We start from the raw sequence: 16,353 nt of genomic DNA, 5'->3' as shown, positions 1-16,353 counted from the left end.
TCCGGCAGGCTTAGATCACGCCGGCAAAGGCGACAAGGCGTGGCGACGCGCGGCGGTGTCGCCGAGGCGCATGTCTCCACCAGCGAAGTCTCCTGCAGCAAAGAATGGCTCGACCTCGCGCTCGGACGTCTTTAGTGCGGCGCCGATCGCCTGGTGCATGTCGAGATACTTGTAAGAGCCGAGCCGACCGCCGAAGACGACGTTCGGATGCGATGCCTTCATGGCATGATAGGATGCGAGCATCGCGGCCTGATCGGACCGTCATTTCCGTGGCCGCCTTGCGCCGGCTGCGCTACCGTGGGCCCGTCACCACCGACCGGGTCCAGCATGAACCGCCGCGCGTTTGTCTCGGGACTGGCCCTCGCCGCAGCGCTCGCGGGCCTTGCCGCGCCGCCGGCCGCCGCCGACGGCAGGCGTGTGGCGCTGGTGATCGGCAACGGCGCCTACAGAAGCGTGCCGGCGCTGTCCAATCCGCCGAATGATGCCGGCGATATCGCCGCGGCGCTGAAGCGCCTCGGCTTCGCCGTCACCCTGATCACCAACGGAAGCTTCGACGAGATGCGGCGCGGCCTGATCGCGTTCGGACGCAATGCCGCCGGCGCCGACATGGCCGCGGTGTACTTCGCCGGCCACGGCATGGAGATCAACGGCGACAATTGGCTGATCCCGGTCGATGCCGAGCTGAAGCGCGACACGGATGCGGCCAATGAAGCGATCAGCCTGCAGAGCGTGATGCTGCAGGTCTCCAGCACCGGAAGTCTCGGCCTCGTCATCCTCGATGCCTGCCGCAACAATCCGTTCGCGGCGAAGATGAGCCGCTCGCTCGCCACCCGCGCCACCGCGAGTAGCGGGCTCGGCCGCATCGAGCCGGTCGGCAACGTGCTGGTCGCCTATGCCGCGCGCGACGGCACCACGGCGCTCGACGGCAACGGCCGCAACAGCCCGTTCGCCGCGGCGCTGTTGCGCAACATCGAGGCGCCGGGCGTCGAGGTCACCTTCATGTTCCGCAACGTCCGCGACGACGTGATGGAGGCGACGCGCAACGAGCAGCAGCCCTTCGTCTACGGCTCGCTGTCGCGCAAGGCGATCTACCTGGCAGCGCCGCCGGCCGACACAACGGCGCCGAAACAGGCGAACGCGACGCCGGCGGCCGCGGCTCCCACCCTGTCGGCACCACCGGCGACGTCAGCCGGCGCGATCGATCCCGCGCTGGTGGGCACCTGGGAAATCATGGTGGCGGGCAGCCGCGGCCAATCGCGCTGGATCTGGCAGATCATGGCCGACGGCACCTACAAATTTCGCGCCGAGCCCTTCCGCTCGGCGCAATCGCATGAAGGCACCGTCACCTTTGCCAACGGCCGCTGGACGCTGCATGCGCTGAGGGGACTGAGGAATTATAGTGATGCCGGCTCCTACGAAATCCACGACAGCATCGCGGTGATCACCGGCAAGCTCGGCACCGGCTATTGGAAACGCAGCGTGGAGTAAAGGCTGCGCGATGCAAGGGTGCAGCCGCGGGCTTCGCAGGCCTATAAGTCCAGTTGACCCGTCGCCGGATACACCACTGTACCATCGCCCTGCACGACGGCGCCTTCAGTGAGGCGGGCGGGCTCCTGGCGCCCCTCCCCCATGAGGTGGACGACGGTCTCGCCGGACGCAATGAGATAGTCGGCGACGATGCGGCGGTGGCAGCGCCACCACACGGCTTCCGAGCACATGACCGCGCAACGCAGCCGGTGACCCTCGTCGCGCAAATGCTGCAGGCTCTTCTGGAATTGCGGCGACAGCGCGTAGTCGGCGTAGTTGTGGAAGCTCTCGTTGCTCCAGAATCCGTTGACCGAAGGCGGCACGCTTCGCGCTTTGCCGCGCAGCCCGCCGAGATCGGCCAGATGTTCGTACGAGATGCCGGCGGCGGCCAGCGGATCGGGGAGCGTGTCCTTGTTGAACTGCGGATTGGTCCGCGACCGCGGCACCGTTCTGATGTCGACGACACGGTCGATCCTCGCCGTCGCGAGGAGGACGATGAAGTCCTCGAGGCCGCGGTTGGAATGACCGATCGTGAAGAACGGCAGCGCCGCGCCTGTGCTAGGCATGATGGAGGGCGCTGCCCTTGTGCGCCGCGACGTGATCGGTCTTGTCGCTCTTGATTTCGTACTGCGGATCGGCCTCCGAGGCGCGGTGCATGTGCCCCTTGTAGTCGAAATCGCTGGTGTGAACCGCGATGATGGTGCCCGAGACGCGGCCGGCCTCGGAATTCCACCTGACGTGATCGCCGACCTTGAATCGTCTGGCCATCTCGCAACCTCCTTCAGGCGCAGGGTGCCAAATTGCAACGCCGGAATCAGAATGTCCGCTGCTGCAAACGGGTTGGCAGCCGGCCAGGTTCCTGCCTTGCGTTCCGGATCGTATCCGCTGTCGGGCTGGTCAGAATTGCTGCGAGCTGAATGATGCCCAGGGAGGGAAACATACGCAACCACCGACACGACGAACCGCTGTTTGTCCTTAGTATGGTAGCGTGAGCGCTTGGGAGTGGCGGAGCTTTGCTGCATCGCGAAATGCACAATTGCGGGAGCTTTCGTTATTGGCGGGCAGCCTGGCCCGCTGGGAAGCACCTTTTTGTAGCCTGCCGAAGCCGCTGCTTGTCCGACCTCCTGGCTGCGCCCGATCTTACGAAATGGCCGCCAAAAAAACGAACGGCGACCCTCTCGGATCACCTGCGCGATATCGCAAGAATCGTTGGTTGCGGGGGCTCACACACCCGATTCTTGTGATTGGCGGAACAGCGAGCTCCAAGACTCGTTGCCTGAACAAGTCCAACCGTCACCTTCGGAAAACTGGCGCTAAGACCAGTTTGTGGCGCGTTCGAAGGGGGAGACGCCATGGCCCCTCCGAAAGCGCAAGCACTTGACTTCCGTCAACGCCCTTTAGGCTTGGCGTGAAATTCTGCATGACCATGGAAACAGGGCCCGCAATCTGAGCGGGGGGCTTATCATGCTCAACTTGATCGAAGGTCTGCCACCGGACGTGCTGGGCATCGAAGCTGCCGGGAAAGTAACCCACGGGGATTATCGGGAGGTTCTGATTCCGGCCGTCGAGGCGAAGATTGTCCAGGGACCGATCAGGATGCTTTATGTCGCCGGGCCAAATTTCACCGGCTACGAACTCGAAGCCTTGTGGGATGATGCGGCATTCGGCTTCAAGCACTGGCATCAGTTCAAGCGGATCGCTGTCGTGACGGATAGCGCCTGGCTCCGTGCCGCGATCACAATGTTTCGCCCGTTCTTCCCCAGCCAAATCCGGTTGTTCAAACTCGCCGAGCTGGCCGCTGCCAAGGACTGGATTATCCGCGTGGAGCAAGTGAGTAATGGCGGACGCATCGCTTGATACGGAGCCCTCGGGACACCTGACCGCGATCCATGGCTCCGTCGTCGATGTCCGGTTTCCCGAAGGGGCGTTACCGGACATTAACGAGGGCATCGCGATCGATCGCGATGAACCGACGCCCCTCATAGCGGAGGTTCAACAGCATCTTGATCTCGTGACAATCCGGGCCGTCGTGCTGGGCAATACGGCCGGGCTCGCCCGCGGCGCGTCCGCGCGCGCCTTGGGCGCACCCATCCGGGTCCCGGTTGGCGGTGCAGTGCTCGGGCGTCTGCTGAACGCCGTCGGTGAGCTAGTAGACCGCGGACCGGAGCTGCCCCCAGGTACAGTTTTTCGTCCCATTCATGCATCCGCTCCTGCACTGGAGCGGCTCGGCGCGTCTCAGCAAATCTTCCACACCGGGATCAAGGTCATCGATTTGCTCGCCCCGCTCGTCAAGGGCGGCAAGGCGGCTATGTTCGGCGGCGCCGGCGTCGGCAAGACCGTGCTGATCATGGAATTGATCCGTACGACCGTCGAACGCCACTCCGGAATCTCCGTGTTTGCCGGCATCGGCGAGCGCTCGCGCGAAGGGCACGAGCTTCTGCTCGAACTTAGGGAGTCGGGCGTGCTGGCGCGCACCGCTCTCGTGTTCGGCCAGATGAACGAACCTCCGGGCGCGCGCTGGCGCGCTGGGCTTACGGCATTGACCATCGCCGAGCACTTCCGCGATGAAAAACACGAGAATGTGCTGCTGCTGATCGATAACGTCTACCGGCTAGTACAGGCGGGCGGCGAGGTCTCGGGCCTGCTTGGGCGTCTGCCGTCGCGCGTCGGCTATCAGCCGACGCTCGCTAGCGAAATCGCCGAACTGGAAGAACGCATCGCCTCGGTTGCCGGTGCGGCGATCACCTCGATTCAGGCTGTCTATGTGCCGGCGGATGATTTCACCGACCCGGCCGTCGCCGAAATCTTCAGCCATCTCGATTCATCGATCGTGCTTTCGCGCGAGATGGCCAGCGAAGCCATGTATCCCGCCGTCGATCCGCTCGCCTCGACCTCGGCTCTGCTAGATCCCCGCCTCGTCGGCGAGGCGCATTACCGGATCGCGCAGGATGTGCGCCGGACCATCGCGCACTACCGCGATCTTCAGGAGATCATTGCGCTCCTCGGGATCGAGGAGCTCAGCGCCGTCGATCGTCAGGCCGTCAAGCGGGCACGGCGCCTGATGCGGTTCTTGACGCAGCCCTTCATGGTCACCGTCGCCTTTACCGGCAAGGAAGGCCGAACGGTCGAGATTGCCGACACACTGGCCGGATGCCGCGCCATTCTCGACGGTGAGGCCGACAATTGGGGGGAGAGCTCGCTTTATATGATCGGCGGACTCGAGGAAGCGCGGGAGCGGGAGCGTGCCAGCGCCAAGGCGACGTCATGAAACTCACTGTCACCACGCCGCTGGCGATCATCACAACAGCCGATAATGTCGTGCATGTGCGCGCAGAGGATGACACCGGCGCCTTCGGCATTCTGCGCGGGCATGCGGATTTTCTGACGGCGTTGGCGATCTCGGTTCTGAGCTGGCGCGATGAGGGCGGCGGCGAGCATCACATCGCGGTGCGTGGCGGCATGCTCGCGGTGAACGGCGGGAACAGGATCACCATTGCGACCCGTGAAGCCGTCGCCGACGATGATCTGCACCGCCTCGAATCCGAAGTGCTCGCAAGCTTTCAGCGACGCAGCGAAGAGGAAGTTACGGCGCGCACCGATGCGCAGCGCCTCTATCTCGCAGCGATCCGGCAGATTTACCGCTTCCTACGACCCGACCGTCCCGTCCCCGTGCCGCGGTTGACCCGCCCGGTGTCGCAAGAGGGGCTGGAGTCATGACTATGCGGCCCGAAAATCACGAGCGGCTGGGACATGCGGTCAGAAGACGGCAGGAACGCCGCGAGCGCTGGCGGCGCGAGGGCGAACGGTCGCTGGGCCAGAACCTCGCCATGGTCGGAGCGCTGGGCTGGACCATCGTGGTTCCGACGCTGCTCGGCATCTTCGCCGGTCGCTGGCTCGACCGGACCTTCCACAGCGGGATCTTCTGGACCCTCGGCCTGCTCGTGGCGGGCCTGGCAGTGGGCTGCACATTTGCGTGGAAGAGGATGCACAGCGCATGACCCGCACCAGTTTGATCACTCATCCCGAACTCACGCTGTTGACGGCATTTGCGGGCCTGACGTTTGGGCTGGCGTATTTTGCGGCTCTCAAGCGCAGCGTGACGCTGCTTGTCGGCAGCAATAGCTGGTTTGGTCCGCTGGCCTTGACGCTTGGACGCGTCGGCGCTGCAGTCGGCTTCCTGCTCATCGCGGCGAAATTCGGAGCAGCGCCGTTGCTCAGCGGCTTCGCCGGGTTCCTGGTGGCGCGCGCGCTGGCGCTGCGCGCAGAAAGGAAGGTCGGCTGATGCAATCCTCGCCTCTCACCAGCACGCTGCTTTTTCATATTGGTCCGGTGGCGATCACGCGTCCGGTGGTGACGACGTGGATCATCATGGCTGCGCTGGCTCTCGTCTGCCGGTTGGTCACGCGCCGTCTGGCAATCCTGCCCGACGGGCGGCAGGCGGTGCTTGAGGGCATCGTTATCGGCATTGCCGGCCAGATCGAGGATGTCATTGGCAAGGATGCGCGGCCGTTCCTACCCTTGGTGGGTACATTATTTATCTTCCTGGTGGTCGCCAATCTCTCCGGTGTACTCCCCGGCGTCGAGGCGCCAACCAGCAAGATCGAGACACCGGCGGCCCTGGCGTTGATTGTCTTTTTCTCGGTGCATTACTTCGGGGTACGCGCGCGGGGTCTACGCGGCTATCTCGCCAGCTTCGCCGAACCCAAGCTGATCATGCTGCCACTCAACATTCTCTCGGAGATCACGCGCACCTTGTCGCTGATGGTGCGTCTGTTCGGCAACGTCATGAGCGGCGAGTTCGTCATCGGCCTCGTCGTGGCCCTGGCCGGTCTCTTCGTCCCGATTCCGCTCATGGCACTGGAAATTCTCGTGGGCATCGTACAGGCCTACATCTTCACCGTACTTGCGACCGTCTTCATTGGCGCTGCCGTCGGCAGCGTCGCGAAGGGATAGGAGGTTCAATGGATCCCAAGCTCATTTCGATCATCGGCGCGGTCATTGCCGTCTCGATCGGTTCGATCGGCCCGGCGCTGGCAGAGGGCCGATCGGTGGCGTCGGCGATGGACGCCATCGCGCGCCAGCCCGAAGCGGCCGGTACGATATCGCGCACGCTCTTTGTCGGCCTCGCGATGATCGAGACCATGGCGATCTACTGCCTTGTCGTCGCGCTGCTGCTGCTGTTCGCCAATCCATACGCCGGGTAAGCGATGCACCTCGACTGGTGGACCATAGGTCTCCAGACCATCAACTTCGGCATCCTGGTCTGGCTGCTGCACCGGTTTCTGTACAAGCCGGTGCTGACGATGATCGACGCGCGAAAAGCAGAGATCCACGGGCAGTTCGACGTCGCCAAGGATGCCGAAGCGAAAGCGAAAGCGGAGCTGGCAGCGGTCGAGGCCGAGCGCGCCGGCATCGCGGCCGAACGCGAAGCCGCGCTCAAGGCCGCCGCAGCCCAGGCGCAGGAGATGGCCGAGGCGCGCCGGGCGCAAGCCGAGCGCGACATCGAGGCCCTCATGGATTCGACGCGCAAGACTTTGGCATCCGAGCGCGAGGGCGCGCTTGATGAAGCGCGACGGGTCGCGCTCGATCTTGGTTCCGACTTCGCCCAGAGGCTCCTCGCGGAGGTGCCTATGCAATATCGCGCAGAAGCCTGGATCGAGAGGATCGAGCAGCATCTGAAGGCAATGCCGCAAGCCGAACGCGAGGCTTTGGTGCACCAGCTTGCCAACGGCAAACCGCTGGCGATCGTCACTGCCTGCGCTCTGCCCGCGGCGACGGCCGATCACTGGAATGCGCGGTTGCGCCGGTCCCTTGGCGTCTCCAGCGCTATGACGTTTGCGGTCGACCCCGCCCTGATCGCGGGCGCAGAATTACATTTTCCGACCGCGATCTTGCGGTTTTCATGGCAGAGCGCACTAACGGCTGCGCGCATGGAGGCAGGTGCCCATGGCCAGCCTCGCTGAGGAGCTGAAAGGATGGGCACAAACGAGCCGCCAAAAACTGGCGGGGCTGCCGCTGCCCCCCCATCTCGAACATATCGGCCGCGTCCTTCAAGTCGGTGATGGCGTCGCGATGGTCGCAGGGCTCCCGCAAGCACGACTGGACGAATTGCTCGTCTTCGAAGGCGGCGTGCGTGGCCTTGCGGTCGATCTCGGGGATGATGCCATCGGCTGCATCCTGCTGGGAGACACCGCCGGCATTCCGGCCGGCAGCGTTGTCCGTGGCACCGGAGAGGTGGCCCGCGTTCAGGTGGGCCAAACGCTGCTTGGCCGCGTCGTCGACGCGCTTGGGACGCCGCTTGACGGAAAGGGCGCGATTGAGGGCGCGCAACTCGCGCCAGTGGAGCAAGCGGCACCCGTCATCGTTGATCGCGCGCTGGTAACCAAGCCGCTTGCCACCGGGCTGCTCGTCGTCGATGCGATGATTCCGCTCGGCCGCGGGCAGCGCGAGCTCGTTATCGGCGACCGCGAGACGGGCAAGACCGCCATTGCGGTCGATACGATCATCAACCAGAGATCCAGCGATGTGATCTGCGTCTATGCGGCCATTGGACAGAAGGCATCGTCTGTCGCCCGCGTTATCGACGCCGTGCGCCAGTATGGTGCATCGGAGCGATGCATTTTCGTCGTCGGCGAAGCCGACGCTTCGCCCGGACTGCAGTGGCTCACGCCCTATTCGGCCTTCACCATGGCGGAATATTTCATGATGCGCGGACGCGACGTCCTGGTCATCCTCGACGATCTGACCAAGCACGCCGCCTGTTACCGGCAGGTCTCGCTGCTGTTGCGCCGACCACCGGGCCGCGAAGCCTATCCTGGCGATATTTTTTACATCCATTCGCGGCTACTGGAGCGGGCGGCGAAGCTGGGGCCGGAGCGCGGCGGCGGCTCGTTGACCGCGCTGCCTATCGCCGAGACGCAAGCCGGCAATATCAGCGCCTACATCCCCACCAATCTGATCTCCATCACCGACGGGCAGATCTATCTCGATCCGCGCCTGTTTTACGAAGATCAAAAGCCGGCGGTCGATGTCGGCAAGAGCGTCTCGCGTGTCGGCGGCAAGACGCAGGCACCCGTCTTGAAAGCCCTCTCGGAAAGTCTGCGGCTCGAATATGCACAATTTCTGGAGCTCGAAGTGTTTACGCGCTTCGGGACCATGGTGGACGAGCGCACCCGCAAGGTCATCGAGCATGGACGGCGCATTCGCGCCGTTCTAGGTCAGCGGCAGTTCGCGCCGCAGTCGCTGGGCGAACAGGTGGCACTGCTGTGCGCCGTCGCCGACGGCGTGCTGGATCCCGTGCCACTGGATCGCATCGACGCGTTTCGTGCCGGCCTGGCCCCCTGGCTTGGGGAACACTGTCCCGAGATCCGGACGCTCGGCGACGAAGCCAAGCCGCTCCCCGACGCCGTACGCGCGCGGCTCAGGGAGAGCCTGATCGCTCTGGTCCAATCGGTCGGCGGGAAGATTTCCCAGGAGAGAGCGCGATGACGCACCTTTCGGAAATCCAGAGCCATATCGCAAGCATGGACGAGTTGCTCGACATTGTTGGCGCAATGCGTTCGCTGGCCGGCATGCGAGTGCAAGAGGCGCAGCATGCTCTGCCCGGTATTCGAAGCTACGCCAATTCGATGGCGGCCGGGGTTGGCAGCGCGCTTCTGCTCATGCCGCAGCCCGTCACAGAGACTGATCAGGAGCAGTGTCGCCGCGCCCTCATTGTGTGCACCGCCGAGCATGGTTTCGTCGGCGGCTTCAATGAGAGGATGCTTGAGGCGGCCGAGGGGACCCTCGAACCCTCCGATCTGCTCTTCGTGCTGGGGAGCCGCGGGGCGGCGCTCGCGTTCGAGCGTGGCCGCAAAGTGGCCTGGACCAGACCCATGGCGACCCGTCCGGCGGGAGCACCCGATGCGGTCAACCGTCTGACGGGCGAGATTTACGCTCGCATCGCGCGAGGTGAGATAGCACGGGTGGACATCATGTTCGGCCGTTATAGTCAGGGCGCCGCATCGACGATCGAGCGTCGTCTACTGCTTCCACTCGACACGGCGACGCTGGTTGCCAAGCCCGCGCGTCAAGTCCCCCTCCACAATCTGCCGCCGCGCCCTCTGCTCGAAAAGCTGATGGCCGAATACATATTTGCGCTGCTGACCGAGGCTGCCGTCGAGTCCATCGCGAGCGAGAACGCCGCCCGCTTTGCCGCCATGGAGTCGGCACACGACAATGTCAGCAACAAGCTCGCGGGATTGCAAGGGAACGCGCGTCAGGCGCGTCAGACCGAGATCACCGCGGAGCTGCTCGATTTGATGACCGGCACAGAAGCGATGCAGGTTGGCTCGAGACGCGTCATTTGCCGGTCGACAGCGCTCTAACATTAGCCTGCCATATCGAACGCCTGCCACACGCAGCGCGCCCACGGCACCCTGCCTGCATGTCCAAAACAGGTGGCCGTGCTTGTCCGAAGAGCGGGCCGAGTCCACAAATGTCGGCGCGGAGGCCGCTCTTGTCGGCGGGGCGACCTCGCGGCGCCCGTTGCAGCGCGACAATAACTCCAGCGTGGAAAAGCTCAGTTTGGTGCCCAGGGAGGGAAACATACGCAACCACCGACACGACGAACCGCTGTTTGCCCTTAGTATGGTGGCGTGAGCGCGTGGCACGGCGATAGGTGCGCCACACCCGAAAAAAGGCGACCCTTCCGGGTCTCTTGCGCTGATATCGCGAGAATCGGTGATCGTGAGGTTCGCAACACCCGGTTCTTGCGGCTGGTTGAGCAACAAATTCCGAGGCTTGTTGCGTGCAGCCCAGCGTGCCGAATGCGGCGTCGTAGAGACCGAGACCCATGCCGATGCCGAGCAGCAACCAGGCCATCGACATCGTCCAGACCGACATCGATGCGCCGAGGAGCGCGAGGCCCGCGGCAAGAACGACGTTCGAGGCGCAGAGCACGTGCCGTCCGCCGACGCGGTCGATCTGGCGCCCGACGCGCGGACCAAGCAGTCCGGAGACCACCAGCGACGCCGAGAACGCGCGAAGAACCAGTTTCTTGATATCCCGAGATCGCGCGCGATCGGATCGGCGAGGATCGCGGGCAGGTAGTAGCTCGATCCCCATGCGAGCGTCTGGGCGGTGCCCAGCGCCGCGACAACCTTCAGTCGCCCCCGATTCATCAGGAGCAACAGCAGCCGGACTTGCCGGCCATCTTGGCCGAGGCGTCCTCGGCGCAGCAGGCTTCCACGCCTACAGGAGCGGGGCCGCCGCAGCATCCGGGTGCGGCGGCGAGGCCCTCGATGCCGCCGCGGGTGTAAATGCCGGTCTCCGGCAATTCGAGCTCCACCCGCGCAGCGGCTTCCGCGTCGCCAGCGATGTCGGCGGCAATCGAGCGGACCTGTTCGTAGCCGGTGATCATCAGGAATGTCGGCGCCCGCCCGTATGATTTGATGCCCGCGAGGTAGAAGCCGGGGTCGTCCTGAACCAGCTCGCGCGCGCCGTGCGGACGCCCGATGCCGATTGTCGGGCAGGTTCCCAGGAATTTCGGATTGACGCTCGCGAAATAATTCCATAAGTCTGGATATATGGAAACCGAAGAAGCCGTCCTGGCGCTCGCCGCCCTGTCTCAACCGACCCGTCTGGAGGCCTTCCGGACACTGGTCCGGCACGAACCTGACGGCCTTGCGGCCGGCGACCTCGCCCGCCTGTTGGAAGTCCCGCCCAACACGCTCTCGGCCCATCTATCGATCCTGACCCGCGCGCGCCTGGTGACATCCGAACGGCGCAGCCGCTCGATCGTCTACCGCGCCCACCTCACCGAATTCCGAGATGTCGCGGTTTTCCTGCTTCGGGATTGCTGCGGCGGGCGGCCGGAAGTTTGCCAGCCGGTCGTCGAGAGTCTGCAATCTTGCTGCCCTCCAAAGCGAAAGGAGCGAAGCCGTGCCTGATCACCCGTACAACGTTCTGTTCCTGTGTACCGGCAACTCGGCGCGCTCGATCCTCGCCGAGTCAATCCTTCGGAAGGACGGAGCCGGACGCTTCCAGGCCTTCTCCGCCGGTAGCACGCCAAGAGGCGCGATACACCCGCTGGCGCTGCGCACACTCGAGAGCATGGATTATCCCATTGACGCGATGCACTCGAAAAGCTGGTTGGAATTCGCCGCTCCCGATGCGCCGGTGATGGATTTCGTCTTCACCGTTTGCGACAATGCCGCCGGTGAGGCCTGCCCCGTCTGGCCGGGTCAGCCGATGACCGCGCACTGGGGCATCGAGGATCCCGCCGCGGCTGAAGGCACGGAGCTGGAAAAACAGGCGGCGTTCATCACCGCTTTTCGCTACCTGAGGAATCGGATTGATACCTTCGTGAGCCTGCCGCTGAGGAGCATCGACAAACTCTCGCTCGGCACCAAGCTGCGCGAGATCGGTCGCTCCGAGGGTGCGACACGTCCAACGCCAAAGGCCGGCTGATGGACACGTTCGACCTTTCGCGGCGCCTGGCAGCCGAAGCGCTCGGCACAGGCGTTCTCGTCGCCACGGTCGTCGGATCCGGCATCATGGCCGAGACGCTGACCAAGGACGTCGCGCTGGCTCTGCTCTGCAACACGCTCCCGACGGGCGCGATCCTCGTCGTGCTGATCACCGTTCTGGGACCGATCTCCGGCGCGCACTTCAATCCGGCCGTCACGCTGGTGTTCACCGGCAAGCGCGAGCTGCCGCCTCAGGAAGCCATGCTCTACGTCATCGCGCAGATCGCCGGCGGTATCGCCGGCACGATGGCGGCTCACCTGATGTTCGCCCTTCCCCTGATCGACTTCTCGATGAAGGCCCGCACGGGCGGCGCGCAATGGTTCGCGGAAGCCGTCGCCGCCTTCGGCCTGGTGGCCACCATCCTCGCCGGCATCCGCTTTCAGCGCGCAGCCGTTCCCTGGCTCGTCGGCCTCTACATCACGGCGGCGTACTGGTTCACCGCCTCGACCTCGTTCGCGAATCCGGCGGTGGCGATCGCGCGTTCGCTGACGAACACCTTTTCCGGAATTCGCCCGGTGGATCTGCCGGGCTTCATTCTCGCCGAGCTGGCCGGTGCTTTCGCCAGCATGCTTCTGATGAACTGGATGCTGGGGCGGCCGAAGGCGCGCGGCCCGGTACCGATCGCGGAGACACCAAGATGACCGTCACGGTCTACCACAACCCCGACTGCGGCACGTCCCGCAACACCCTCGCCATGATCCGCCAAAGCGGCGTGGAACCGACCGTCATCGAATATCTGAAGACGCCGCCGACCCGCGAGAAGCTGGTGGAATTGATCGCGGCCATGGGAATCCCCGTCCGTGCCGTGCTGCGCGAGAAAGGCACTCCCTACAAGGAGCTCGGACTCGACGATCCGAAGTGGACCGACGACGATCTGCTCGACTTCATGGTGAAGCATCCGATCCTGATCAACCGCCCGATCGTCGTCACGCCGAAAGGGGTGAAACTCTGCCGGCCGTCCGAAGCCGTGCTGGAGATTCTGCCCAATGGCAAAATCGGCCGGTTCGTGAAGGAAGACGGTGAAGTGATTGATGCCTGAGTTGCCCGACCTGCCGAATCTCTCTTCGTCCGCCGTATCGCTTCCCGATCTCGCCGGACTAAGGCCGGTACCGTCCACGCATAAACCGCGGATCCTGCTGTTGTACGGATCTCTGCGTCAGCGCTCGTTCAGCCGCTTTGCCGCCGAAGAAGCTGCCCGCCTGTTGGAGGCGTTCGGCGCGGAATGCCGGATCTTCAACCCGTCCGGTTTGCCGCTGCCGGACGATGCCCCGGCGGATCACGCGAAGGTCGTCGAACTGCGCGAACTGTCGGCCTGGTCCGAAGGACAGGTCTGGAGCAGTCCGGAGCGCCACGGCAGCATCACCGGCATCATGAAGGCCCAGATCGACTGGATCCCGCTGGCGATCGGGGCGGTGCGCCCGACCCAGGGCAAGACACTTGCCCTCATGCAGGTGAGCGGCGGCTCGCAATTCTTCAACGCGGTCAACCAGCTTCGCATCCTCGGCCGCTGGATGCGCATGATCACGATCCCAAACCAGTCTTCCGTGGCGAAGGCCTACGAGCAATTCGACGACGCGGGACGCATGAAACCATCACCTTACTACGACCGCATCGTCGACGTGATGGAAGAACTGATGAAGTTCACGCTGCTGACGCGCGATTGCTCGGCCTATCTCACCGACCGATACAGCGAACGGAAGGAAGAGGCGGCCAAGCTGCAGGAGCAGCTCGCCTTGAAGAAAGCGTTGTAAAGCGGGGCGGCCCCGACGCACGGTCGGGGCCGTTCTGCCCTCAAGCCCTGTAGTCCAGCGACTTGAAGCTGAGATGCTTCACGCCTTCGGGCGCATCGGCGAGCTTCCGGATGTTCGCCCAGGTCTGCTTGTAATTCGGGATGATGAATTCGTTCACCCCGGGCGAAACCACGTTGCCCTGCACGCCGGACGCTTGGGCGAAGAGCATGAACGTTTGCTTCGTTTTGGCGTCCGGCGTCGGATAGACCATGGCCTGGGTCGAGCCGTTGTCGTTGTAAAGCTCGACCAGGTCACCGGGCTTGAGCCGCAGCTCGTCCATGTCCTGCGGGTTCATCTGGAGGTAGGGATAGGGCATCCGATCCGTGACGAACTCGTTGTCCTGGTCGAGATAGGAGCTCTGCCAGGTGACGTTGGCGCGGCCGTTGTTGATGAGGAACGGGAATTTCTTCATCTCGGCCTCTTTGCCGGGCGCCTGCAAGCCGCGCCACTGCGTCTCCATGAACTTGGCCTTGCCGTCCTTGCCGCTGAACTTGCCGTCGACGTAAAGCCGCTTGGTGCCGACGATTCGCTCTGCGGCCCCCGCTGCTCCCGTCGTTGTGCCGGCCGCCGCGCCAGCGGCGGCTGCGCCGGTCTCAAGCCCAACGGCGGGCTCCTGGAAGCCGTTCGTCCCCATGGCCCGCAGCCGGGCATAGGTAACGAATTCGCCGCCCTTCTCATGTTGATGATAGCCGTCCATGAAGGCATCCTCTTCGGTCCTCCAGTCGAAGCCCTTGAAGTGGTCAGCAATCTCAGCCTTACCCTGTTCTCGCAGCACCCGCTCCATGTGATTGGCGATGCGCGCGGCGATCAGGCAATCGGGCATCGCCTGACCGGGCGGGTCCATATACTTCTCGGTGAGCCGCATGCGTCGCTCGCCATTCATTGAGGTGAGATTGGCCTCTCCCGAGGTCGCCGCCGGCAGCCAAACGTGGCTCGCCTCGCCGATCTTGGTTGGCACGATGTCGACGTCGACCGCAAACAGACCGCCCTTCTTGACCGCATCGGAGATCGCGCTGATCATCGCAGGACGATCGCCGTATGGTGCCGACATCATGGCGTCCTTCACCATGTCGGTACGCTTCTTGTAGGCCTGCTTGAACTTGAATGCGTTCAGCGTGGTCTTGTAGTGGTCGCATCCCCAGATGTGATGGACACCACCCTTACCTTCGATCAGGAGCTGGTCGACGTAGGCAGCGGGCCGTCCCACATGCGCATCCGACGGCCGAGAGTAGCCTTCCTGGTGCCCGCCCATGCGGACGCAACCTCCACCAGGCCGACCGACGTTTCCCGTCGCAAGGGCGACATTCACCAGCGCGCCGTTGGTCCGGTAGTTGTCGTTGCCCCAGATCAGGCCCTTCTCATACGCAAACATGGCCCGACGACGAGCATTGCCTGCCTTGGGCTGCGCAATCCACTCAGCGGATTTGCGAATTTGATCGGCGGTCAAGCCCGTGATCTTCGCTGCGTCGTCCAGGCTGATCTTGTTGGCAGCCTTCATCTGGTCGAAGTTGGTCGTCGAAGCATCGATGAAGGCTTTGTCGATCCAGCCCTTCTCCGCGATGTAGGTCATCCACGCATTGAACAAGGCGAGATCCGTGCCGGAATTGATCGCCAGATGCATGACGTTGTCTTTGCCGGCTTCGACCTCGCAGGCGTTGACCGTCACCGTCCGACGCGGATCGACGATGATGACCTTCGCGCGCTCCACCGGTTCCGAGCCAAATTCGGCCTTCTTCTTGTCGAGCGAGGTGCCGCGCAGGTTCGGGATCCAGTGATTGAGGAAATAATTGGTCTGGGTCTCGAGGGCATTGGTCCCGACCGCAACGAGCGTGTCGGCAAGCTCGGCATCTTCGTAGCAGTTGTTGAGCTCTCCCACGCCCATGTCGCGGGTGGCGTGGACCTCCGAGTTGTACGCCGGCCGATTGTGAATCCGGATATTCTTCACCTTCATGGCGCCGAAGTAGAGCTTGCCGGTGCCCCAGGTGTTCTCGTAGCCGCCGCCGGCGCCGCCATGGTCGAATGCAGAGACGAACACGCCGTCTTCGCTCATGTCGTTCATGACGGCGACGGTGACGCGCGCGACGAGGTCGAGCGCATCGTCCCAGCTTGTCGGCTGCATCTGCCCGTAGCGCCAGACCATGGGATCTGTGAGGCGCTGCAATTGCGTATTGCGCTGCTGGGAGTAGCTCATCTCCGCCATGCGCGCGCCGCGGATCGAGCCCAAGCCCGAATTCACGACGCAGTCCTTGTCGGGCTTGATGACGATGTGCACATCCTGCCCGTTCTGGCGAACGATATTGTACATTGAAGGCGAATACCAGGCTGCGGTCTCCGCGCCCTGCTGCTTGCTCAGGTCGACACCGAACTTGTTCTGATTTGGCGCCGTACCGCCCTGTGTACTGGCTGACCAAGTGTACGCTTTGTAGCCGCATCCGACGATGCAATAGTGGCAAGTGACGTTGGATTCCTTGGCGTCCGCGGGGATGATCGGGAGCCGGTCGATTTGACGCTTGTAGGCCATGGTCGT

Annotated in this window: 20 protein-coding genes and 2 pseudogenes; 16 read left to right on the top strand and 6 right to left on the bottom strand. The window is 63.8% G+C overall.

Annotated elements, in window-relative coordinates:
* Positions 1-15: 15 nt before the first annotated feature.
* On the bottom strand, positions 16-243 hold the full coding sequence (locus tag ACVW1C_RS23720) for a hypothetical protein (RefSeq protein WP_456760474.1): 228 nt from the start codon (positions 241-243) through the stop codon (positions 16-18).
* Between the two features lie 84 nt (positions 244-327).
* On the opposite strand from ACVW1C_RS23720, the gene ACVW1C_RS23715 reads away from it, so the two are divergent.
* Positions 328-1,488 carry a caspase family protein gene (locus ACVW1C_RS23715; RefSeq protein WP_456760473.1) on the top strand — a complete coding sequence of 387 codons (1,161 nt, stop codon included), beginning with the start codon at positions 328-330 and terminating at the stop codon, positions 1,486-1,488.
* Between the two features lie 41 nt (positions 1,489-1,529).
* On the opposite strand, the gene ACVW1C_RS23710 is transcribed toward ACVW1C_RS23715, so the two are convergent.
* A complete protein-coding gene (locus ACVW1C_RS23710; RefSeq protein ID WP_456760472.1) occupies positions 1,530-2,093 on the bottom strand; it encodes a DUF488 domain-containing protein in 564 nt (187 codons plus the stop codon).
* On the bottom strand, positions 2,086-2,295 hold the full coding sequence (locus tag ACVW1C_RS23705; protein WP_456760471.1) for a DUF2945 domain-containing protein: 210 nt from the start codon (positions 2,293-2,295) through the stop codon (positions 2,086-2,088). Before ACVW1C_RS23705 ends, ACVW1C_RS23710 begins: the two co-directional genes overlap by 8 nt.
* A 696-nt stretch (positions 2,296-2,991) precedes the next feature.
* On the opposite strand from ACVW1C_RS23705, the gene ACVW1C_RS23700 reads away from it, so the two are divergent.
* The 10 genes from ACVW1C_RS23700 to ACVW1C_RS23655 are packed head-to-tail and all read left to right on the top strand — an operon-like array spanning position 2,992 to position 9,893.
* Entirely contained in the window at positions 2,992-3,384 is a 393-nt protein-coding gene (locus ACVW1C_RS23700; RefSeq protein WP_456760470.1) for an STAS/SEC14 domain-containing protein, read from the top strand.
* On the top strand, positions 3,365-4,795 hold the full coding sequence (gene atpD / locus ACVW1C_RS23695; RefSeq protein ID WP_456760469.1) for a F0F1 ATP synthase subunit beta: 1,431 nt from the start codon (positions 3,365-3,367) through the stop codon (positions 4,793-4,795). The genes ACVW1C_RS23700 and atpD overlap by 20 nt, the downstream gene beginning before the upstream one ends.
* The gene (locus ACVW1C_RS23690; RefSeq protein ID WP_456760468.1) at positions 4,792-5,244 is read left to right on the top strand and encodes a F0F1 ATP synthase subunit epsilon; all 453 of its coding nucleotides are present in this window, start codon (positions 4,792-4,794) and stop codon (positions 5,242-5,244) included. The genes atpD and ACVW1C_RS23690 overlap by 4 nt, the downstream gene beginning before the upstream one ends.
* Positions 5,241-5,525 carry an AtpZ/AtpI family protein gene (locus ACVW1C_RS23685; protein WP_456760467.1) on the top strand — a complete coding sequence of 95 codons (285 nt, stop codon included), beginning with the start codon at positions 5,241-5,243 and terminating at the stop codon, positions 5,523-5,525. Before ACVW1C_RS23690 ends, ACVW1C_RS23685 begins: the two co-directional genes overlap by 4 nt.
* Complete coding sequence (locus tag ACVW1C_RS23680; protein ID WP_456760466.1) at positions 5,522-5,809, top strand: N-ATPase subunit AtpR; 288 nt, start codon at positions 5,522-5,524, stop codon at positions 5,807-5,809. The genes ACVW1C_RS23685 and ACVW1C_RS23680 overlap by 4 nt, the downstream gene beginning before the upstream one ends.
* A complete protein-coding gene (locus ACVW1C_RS23675) occupies positions 5,809-6,480 on the top strand; it encodes a F0F1 ATP synthase subunit A (RefSeq protein WP_456760465.1) in 672 nt (223 codons plus the stop codon). The genes ACVW1C_RS23680 and ACVW1C_RS23675 overlap by 1 nt, the downstream gene beginning before the upstream one ends.
* 8 nt (positions 6,481-6,488) lie before the next feature.
* Positions 6,489-6,731 (top strand): F0F1 ATP synthase subunit C, encoded by a 243-nt coding sequence (locus ACVW1C_RS23670; RefSeq protein ID WP_456760464.1) that lies wholly within the window; start codon positions 6,489-6,491, stop codon positions 6,729-6,731.
* 3 nt (positions 6,732-6,734) lie between these two features.
* Complete coding sequence (locus ACVW1C_RS23665) at positions 6,735-7,490, top strand: F0F1 ATP synthase subunit B family protein (protein WP_456760463.1); 756 nt, start codon at positions 6,735-6,737, stop codon at positions 7,488-7,490.
* A complete protein-coding gene (locus ACVW1C_RS23660; RefSeq protein ID WP_456760462.1) occupies positions 7,474-9,015 on the top strand; it encodes a F0F1 ATP synthase subunit alpha in 1,542 nt (513 codons plus the stop codon). The genes ACVW1C_RS23665 and ACVW1C_RS23660 overlap by 17 nt, the downstream gene beginning before the upstream one ends.
* Entirely contained in the window at positions 9,012-9,893 is an 882-nt protein-coding gene (locus tag ACVW1C_RS23655; RefSeq protein ID WP_456760461.1) for a F0F1 ATP synthase subunit gamma, read from the top strand. Before ACVW1C_RS23660 ends, ACVW1C_RS23655 begins: the two co-directional genes overlap by 4 nt.
* Before the next feature lie 427 nt (positions 9,894-10,320).
* Here ACVW1C_RS23655 and ACVW1C_RS23650 read toward each other — a convergent pair.
* Positions 10,321-10,688, bottom strand: a pseudogene (locus ACVW1C_RS23650) (MFS transporter); the annotation flags it as partial.
* Positions 10,688-11,026: pseudogene (locus ACVW1C_RS23645) on the bottom strand (FAD-dependent oxidoreductase); the annotation flags it as partial. The pseudogenes ACVW1C_RS23645 and ACVW1C_RS23650, both read right to left, overlap by 1 nt.
* Positions 11,027-11,093: 67 nt before the next feature.
* Between ACVW1C_RS23645 and ACVW1C_RS23640 the strand changes: the two are divergent.
* Genes ACVW1C_RS23640 through arsH form a run of 5 tightly spaced genes read left to right on the top strand, consistent with a single transcriptional unit; the run spans position 11,094 to position 13,787 of the window.
* Positions 11,094-11,456, top strand: a complete 363-nt coding sequence (locus ACVW1C_RS23640; RefSeq protein WP_456760460.1) for an ArsR/SmtB family transcription factor — start codon at positions 11,094-11,096, stop codon at positions 11,454-11,456.
* Complete coding sequence (locus ACVW1C_RS23635; protein WP_456760459.1) at positions 11,449-11,976, top strand: arsenate reductase ArsC; 528 nt, start codon at positions 11,449-11,451, stop codon at positions 11,974-11,976. Before ACVW1C_RS23640 ends, ACVW1C_RS23635 begins: the two co-directional genes overlap by 8 nt.
* The gene (locus tag ACVW1C_RS23630) at positions 11,976-12,677 is read left to right on the top strand and encodes an aquaporin (RefSeq protein ID WP_456760458.1); all 702 of its coding nucleotides are present in this window, start codon (positions 11,976-11,978) and stop codon (positions 12,675-12,677) included. Before ACVW1C_RS23635 ends, ACVW1C_RS23630 begins: the two co-directional genes overlap by 1 nt.
* Positions 12,674-13,075: an arsenate reductase (glutaredoxin) gene (gene arsC, locus ACVW1C_RS23625; protein WP_456760457.1), complete on the top strand. Its 402-nt coding sequence runs from the start codon at positions 12,674-12,676 to the stop codon at positions 13,073-13,075. The genes ACVW1C_RS23630 and arsC overlap by 4 nt, the downstream gene beginning before the upstream one ends.
* Positions 13,068-13,787: an arsenical resistance protein ArsH gene (gene arsH / locus ACVW1C_RS23620; RefSeq protein ID WP_456760456.1), complete on the top strand. Its 720-nt coding sequence runs from the start codon at positions 13,068-13,070 to the stop codon at positions 13,785-13,787. The genes arsC and arsH overlap by 8 nt, the downstream gene beginning before the upstream one ends.
* 40 nt (positions 13,788-13,827) lie before the next feature.
* On the opposite strand, the gene ACVW1C_RS23615 is transcribed toward arsH, so the two are convergent.
* On the bottom strand, positions 13,828-16,347 hold the full coding sequence (locus tag ACVW1C_RS23615) for an arsenate reductase (azurin) large subunit (RefSeq protein ID WP_456760455.1): 2,520 nt from the start codon (positions 16,345-16,347) through the stop codon (positions 13,828-13,830).
* Between the last annotated feature and the right edge of the window lie 6 nt (positions 16,348-16,353).

It is taken from the genome of Bradyrhizobium sp. USDA 4011 (genome assembly GCF_054063415.1).
Note: the sequence above shows the minus strand (reverse complement) of the source record. Positions and strands in the feature narration are given on the sequence as shown.

Excerpts from the sequence above, each read along its gene's own strand:
- ACVW1C_RS23720 (WP_456760474.1), bottom strand. The coding sequence starts at position 243 with ATGCTCGCATCCTATCATGCCATGAAGGCATCGCATCCGAACGTCGTC.
- arsC (WP_456760457.1), top strand. The coding sequence starts at position 12,674 with ATGACCGTCACGGTCTACCACAACCCCGACTGCGGCACGTCCCGCAAC.
- ACVW1C_RS23615 (WP_456760455.1), bottom strand. The coding sequence starts at position 16,347 with ATGGCCTACAAGCGTCAAATCGACCGGCTCCCGATCATCCCCGCGGAC.
- ACVW1C_RS23675 (WP_456760465.1), top strand. The coding sequence starts at position 5,809 with ATGCAATCCTCGCCTCTCACCAGCACGCTGCTTTTTCATATTGGTCCG.
- ACVW1C_RS23665 (WP_456760463.1), top strand. The coding sequence starts at position 6,735 with ATGCACCTCGACTGGTGGACCATAGGTCTCCAGACCATCAACTTCGGC.
- atpD (WP_456760469.1), top strand. The coding sequence starts at position 3,365 with ATGGCGGACGCATCGCTTGATACGGAGCCCTCGGGACACCTGACCGCG.
- ACVW1C_RS23715 (WP_456760473.1), top strand. The coding sequence starts at position 328 with ATGAACCGCCGCGCGTTTGTCTCGGGACTGGCCCTCGCCGCAGCGCTC.
- ACVW1C_RS23655 (WP_456760461.1), top strand. The coding sequence starts at position 9,012 with ATGACGCACCTTTCGGAAATCCAGAGCCATATCGCAAGCATGGACGAG.
- ACVW1C_RS23685 (WP_456760467.1), top strand. The coding sequence starts at position 5,241 with ATGACTATGCGGCCCGAAAATCACGAGCGGCTGGGACATGCGGTCAGA.
- ACVW1C_RS23680 (WP_456760466.1), top strand. The coding sequence starts at position 5,522 with ATGACCCGCACCAGTTTGATCACTCATCCCGAACTCACGCTGTTGACG.
- ACVW1C_RS23670 (WP_456760464.1), top strand. The coding sequence starts at position 6,489 with ATGGATCCCAAGCTCATTTCGATCATCGGCGCGGTCATTGCCGTCTCG.
- ACVW1C_RS23705 (WP_456760471.1), bottom strand. The coding sequence starts at position 2,295 with ATGGCCAGACGATTCAAGGTCGGCGATCACGTCAGGTGGAATTCCGAG.
- ACVW1C_RS23710 (WP_456760472.1), bottom strand. The coding sequence starts at position 2,093 with ATGCCTAGCACAGGCGCGGCGCTGCCGTTCTTCACGATCGGTCATTCC.
- ACVW1C_RS23660 (WP_456760462.1), top strand. The coding sequence starts at position 7,474 with ATGGCCAGCCTCGCTGAGGAGCTGAAAGGATGGGCACAAACGAGCCGC.
- arsH (WP_456760456.1), top strand. The coding sequence starts at position 13,068 with ATGCCTGAGTTGCCCGACCTGCCGAATCTCTCTTCGTCCGCCGTATCG.
- ACVW1C_RS23640 (WP_456760460.1), top strand. The coding sequence starts at position 11,094 with ATGGAAACCGAAGAAGCCGTCCTGGCGCTCGCCGCCCTGTCTCAACCG.
- ACVW1C_RS23700 (WP_456760470.1), top strand. The coding sequence starts at position 2,992 with ATGCTCAACTTGATCGAAGGTCTGCCACCGGACGTGCTGGGCATCGAA.
- ACVW1C_RS23690 (WP_456760468.1), top strand. The coding sequence starts at position 4,792 with ATGAAACTCACTGTCACCACGCCGCTGGCGATCATCACAACAGCCGAT.
- ACVW1C_RS23630 (WP_456760458.1), top strand. The coding sequence starts at position 11,976 with ATGGACACGTTCGACCTTTCGCGGCGCCTGGCAGCCGAAGCGCTCGGC.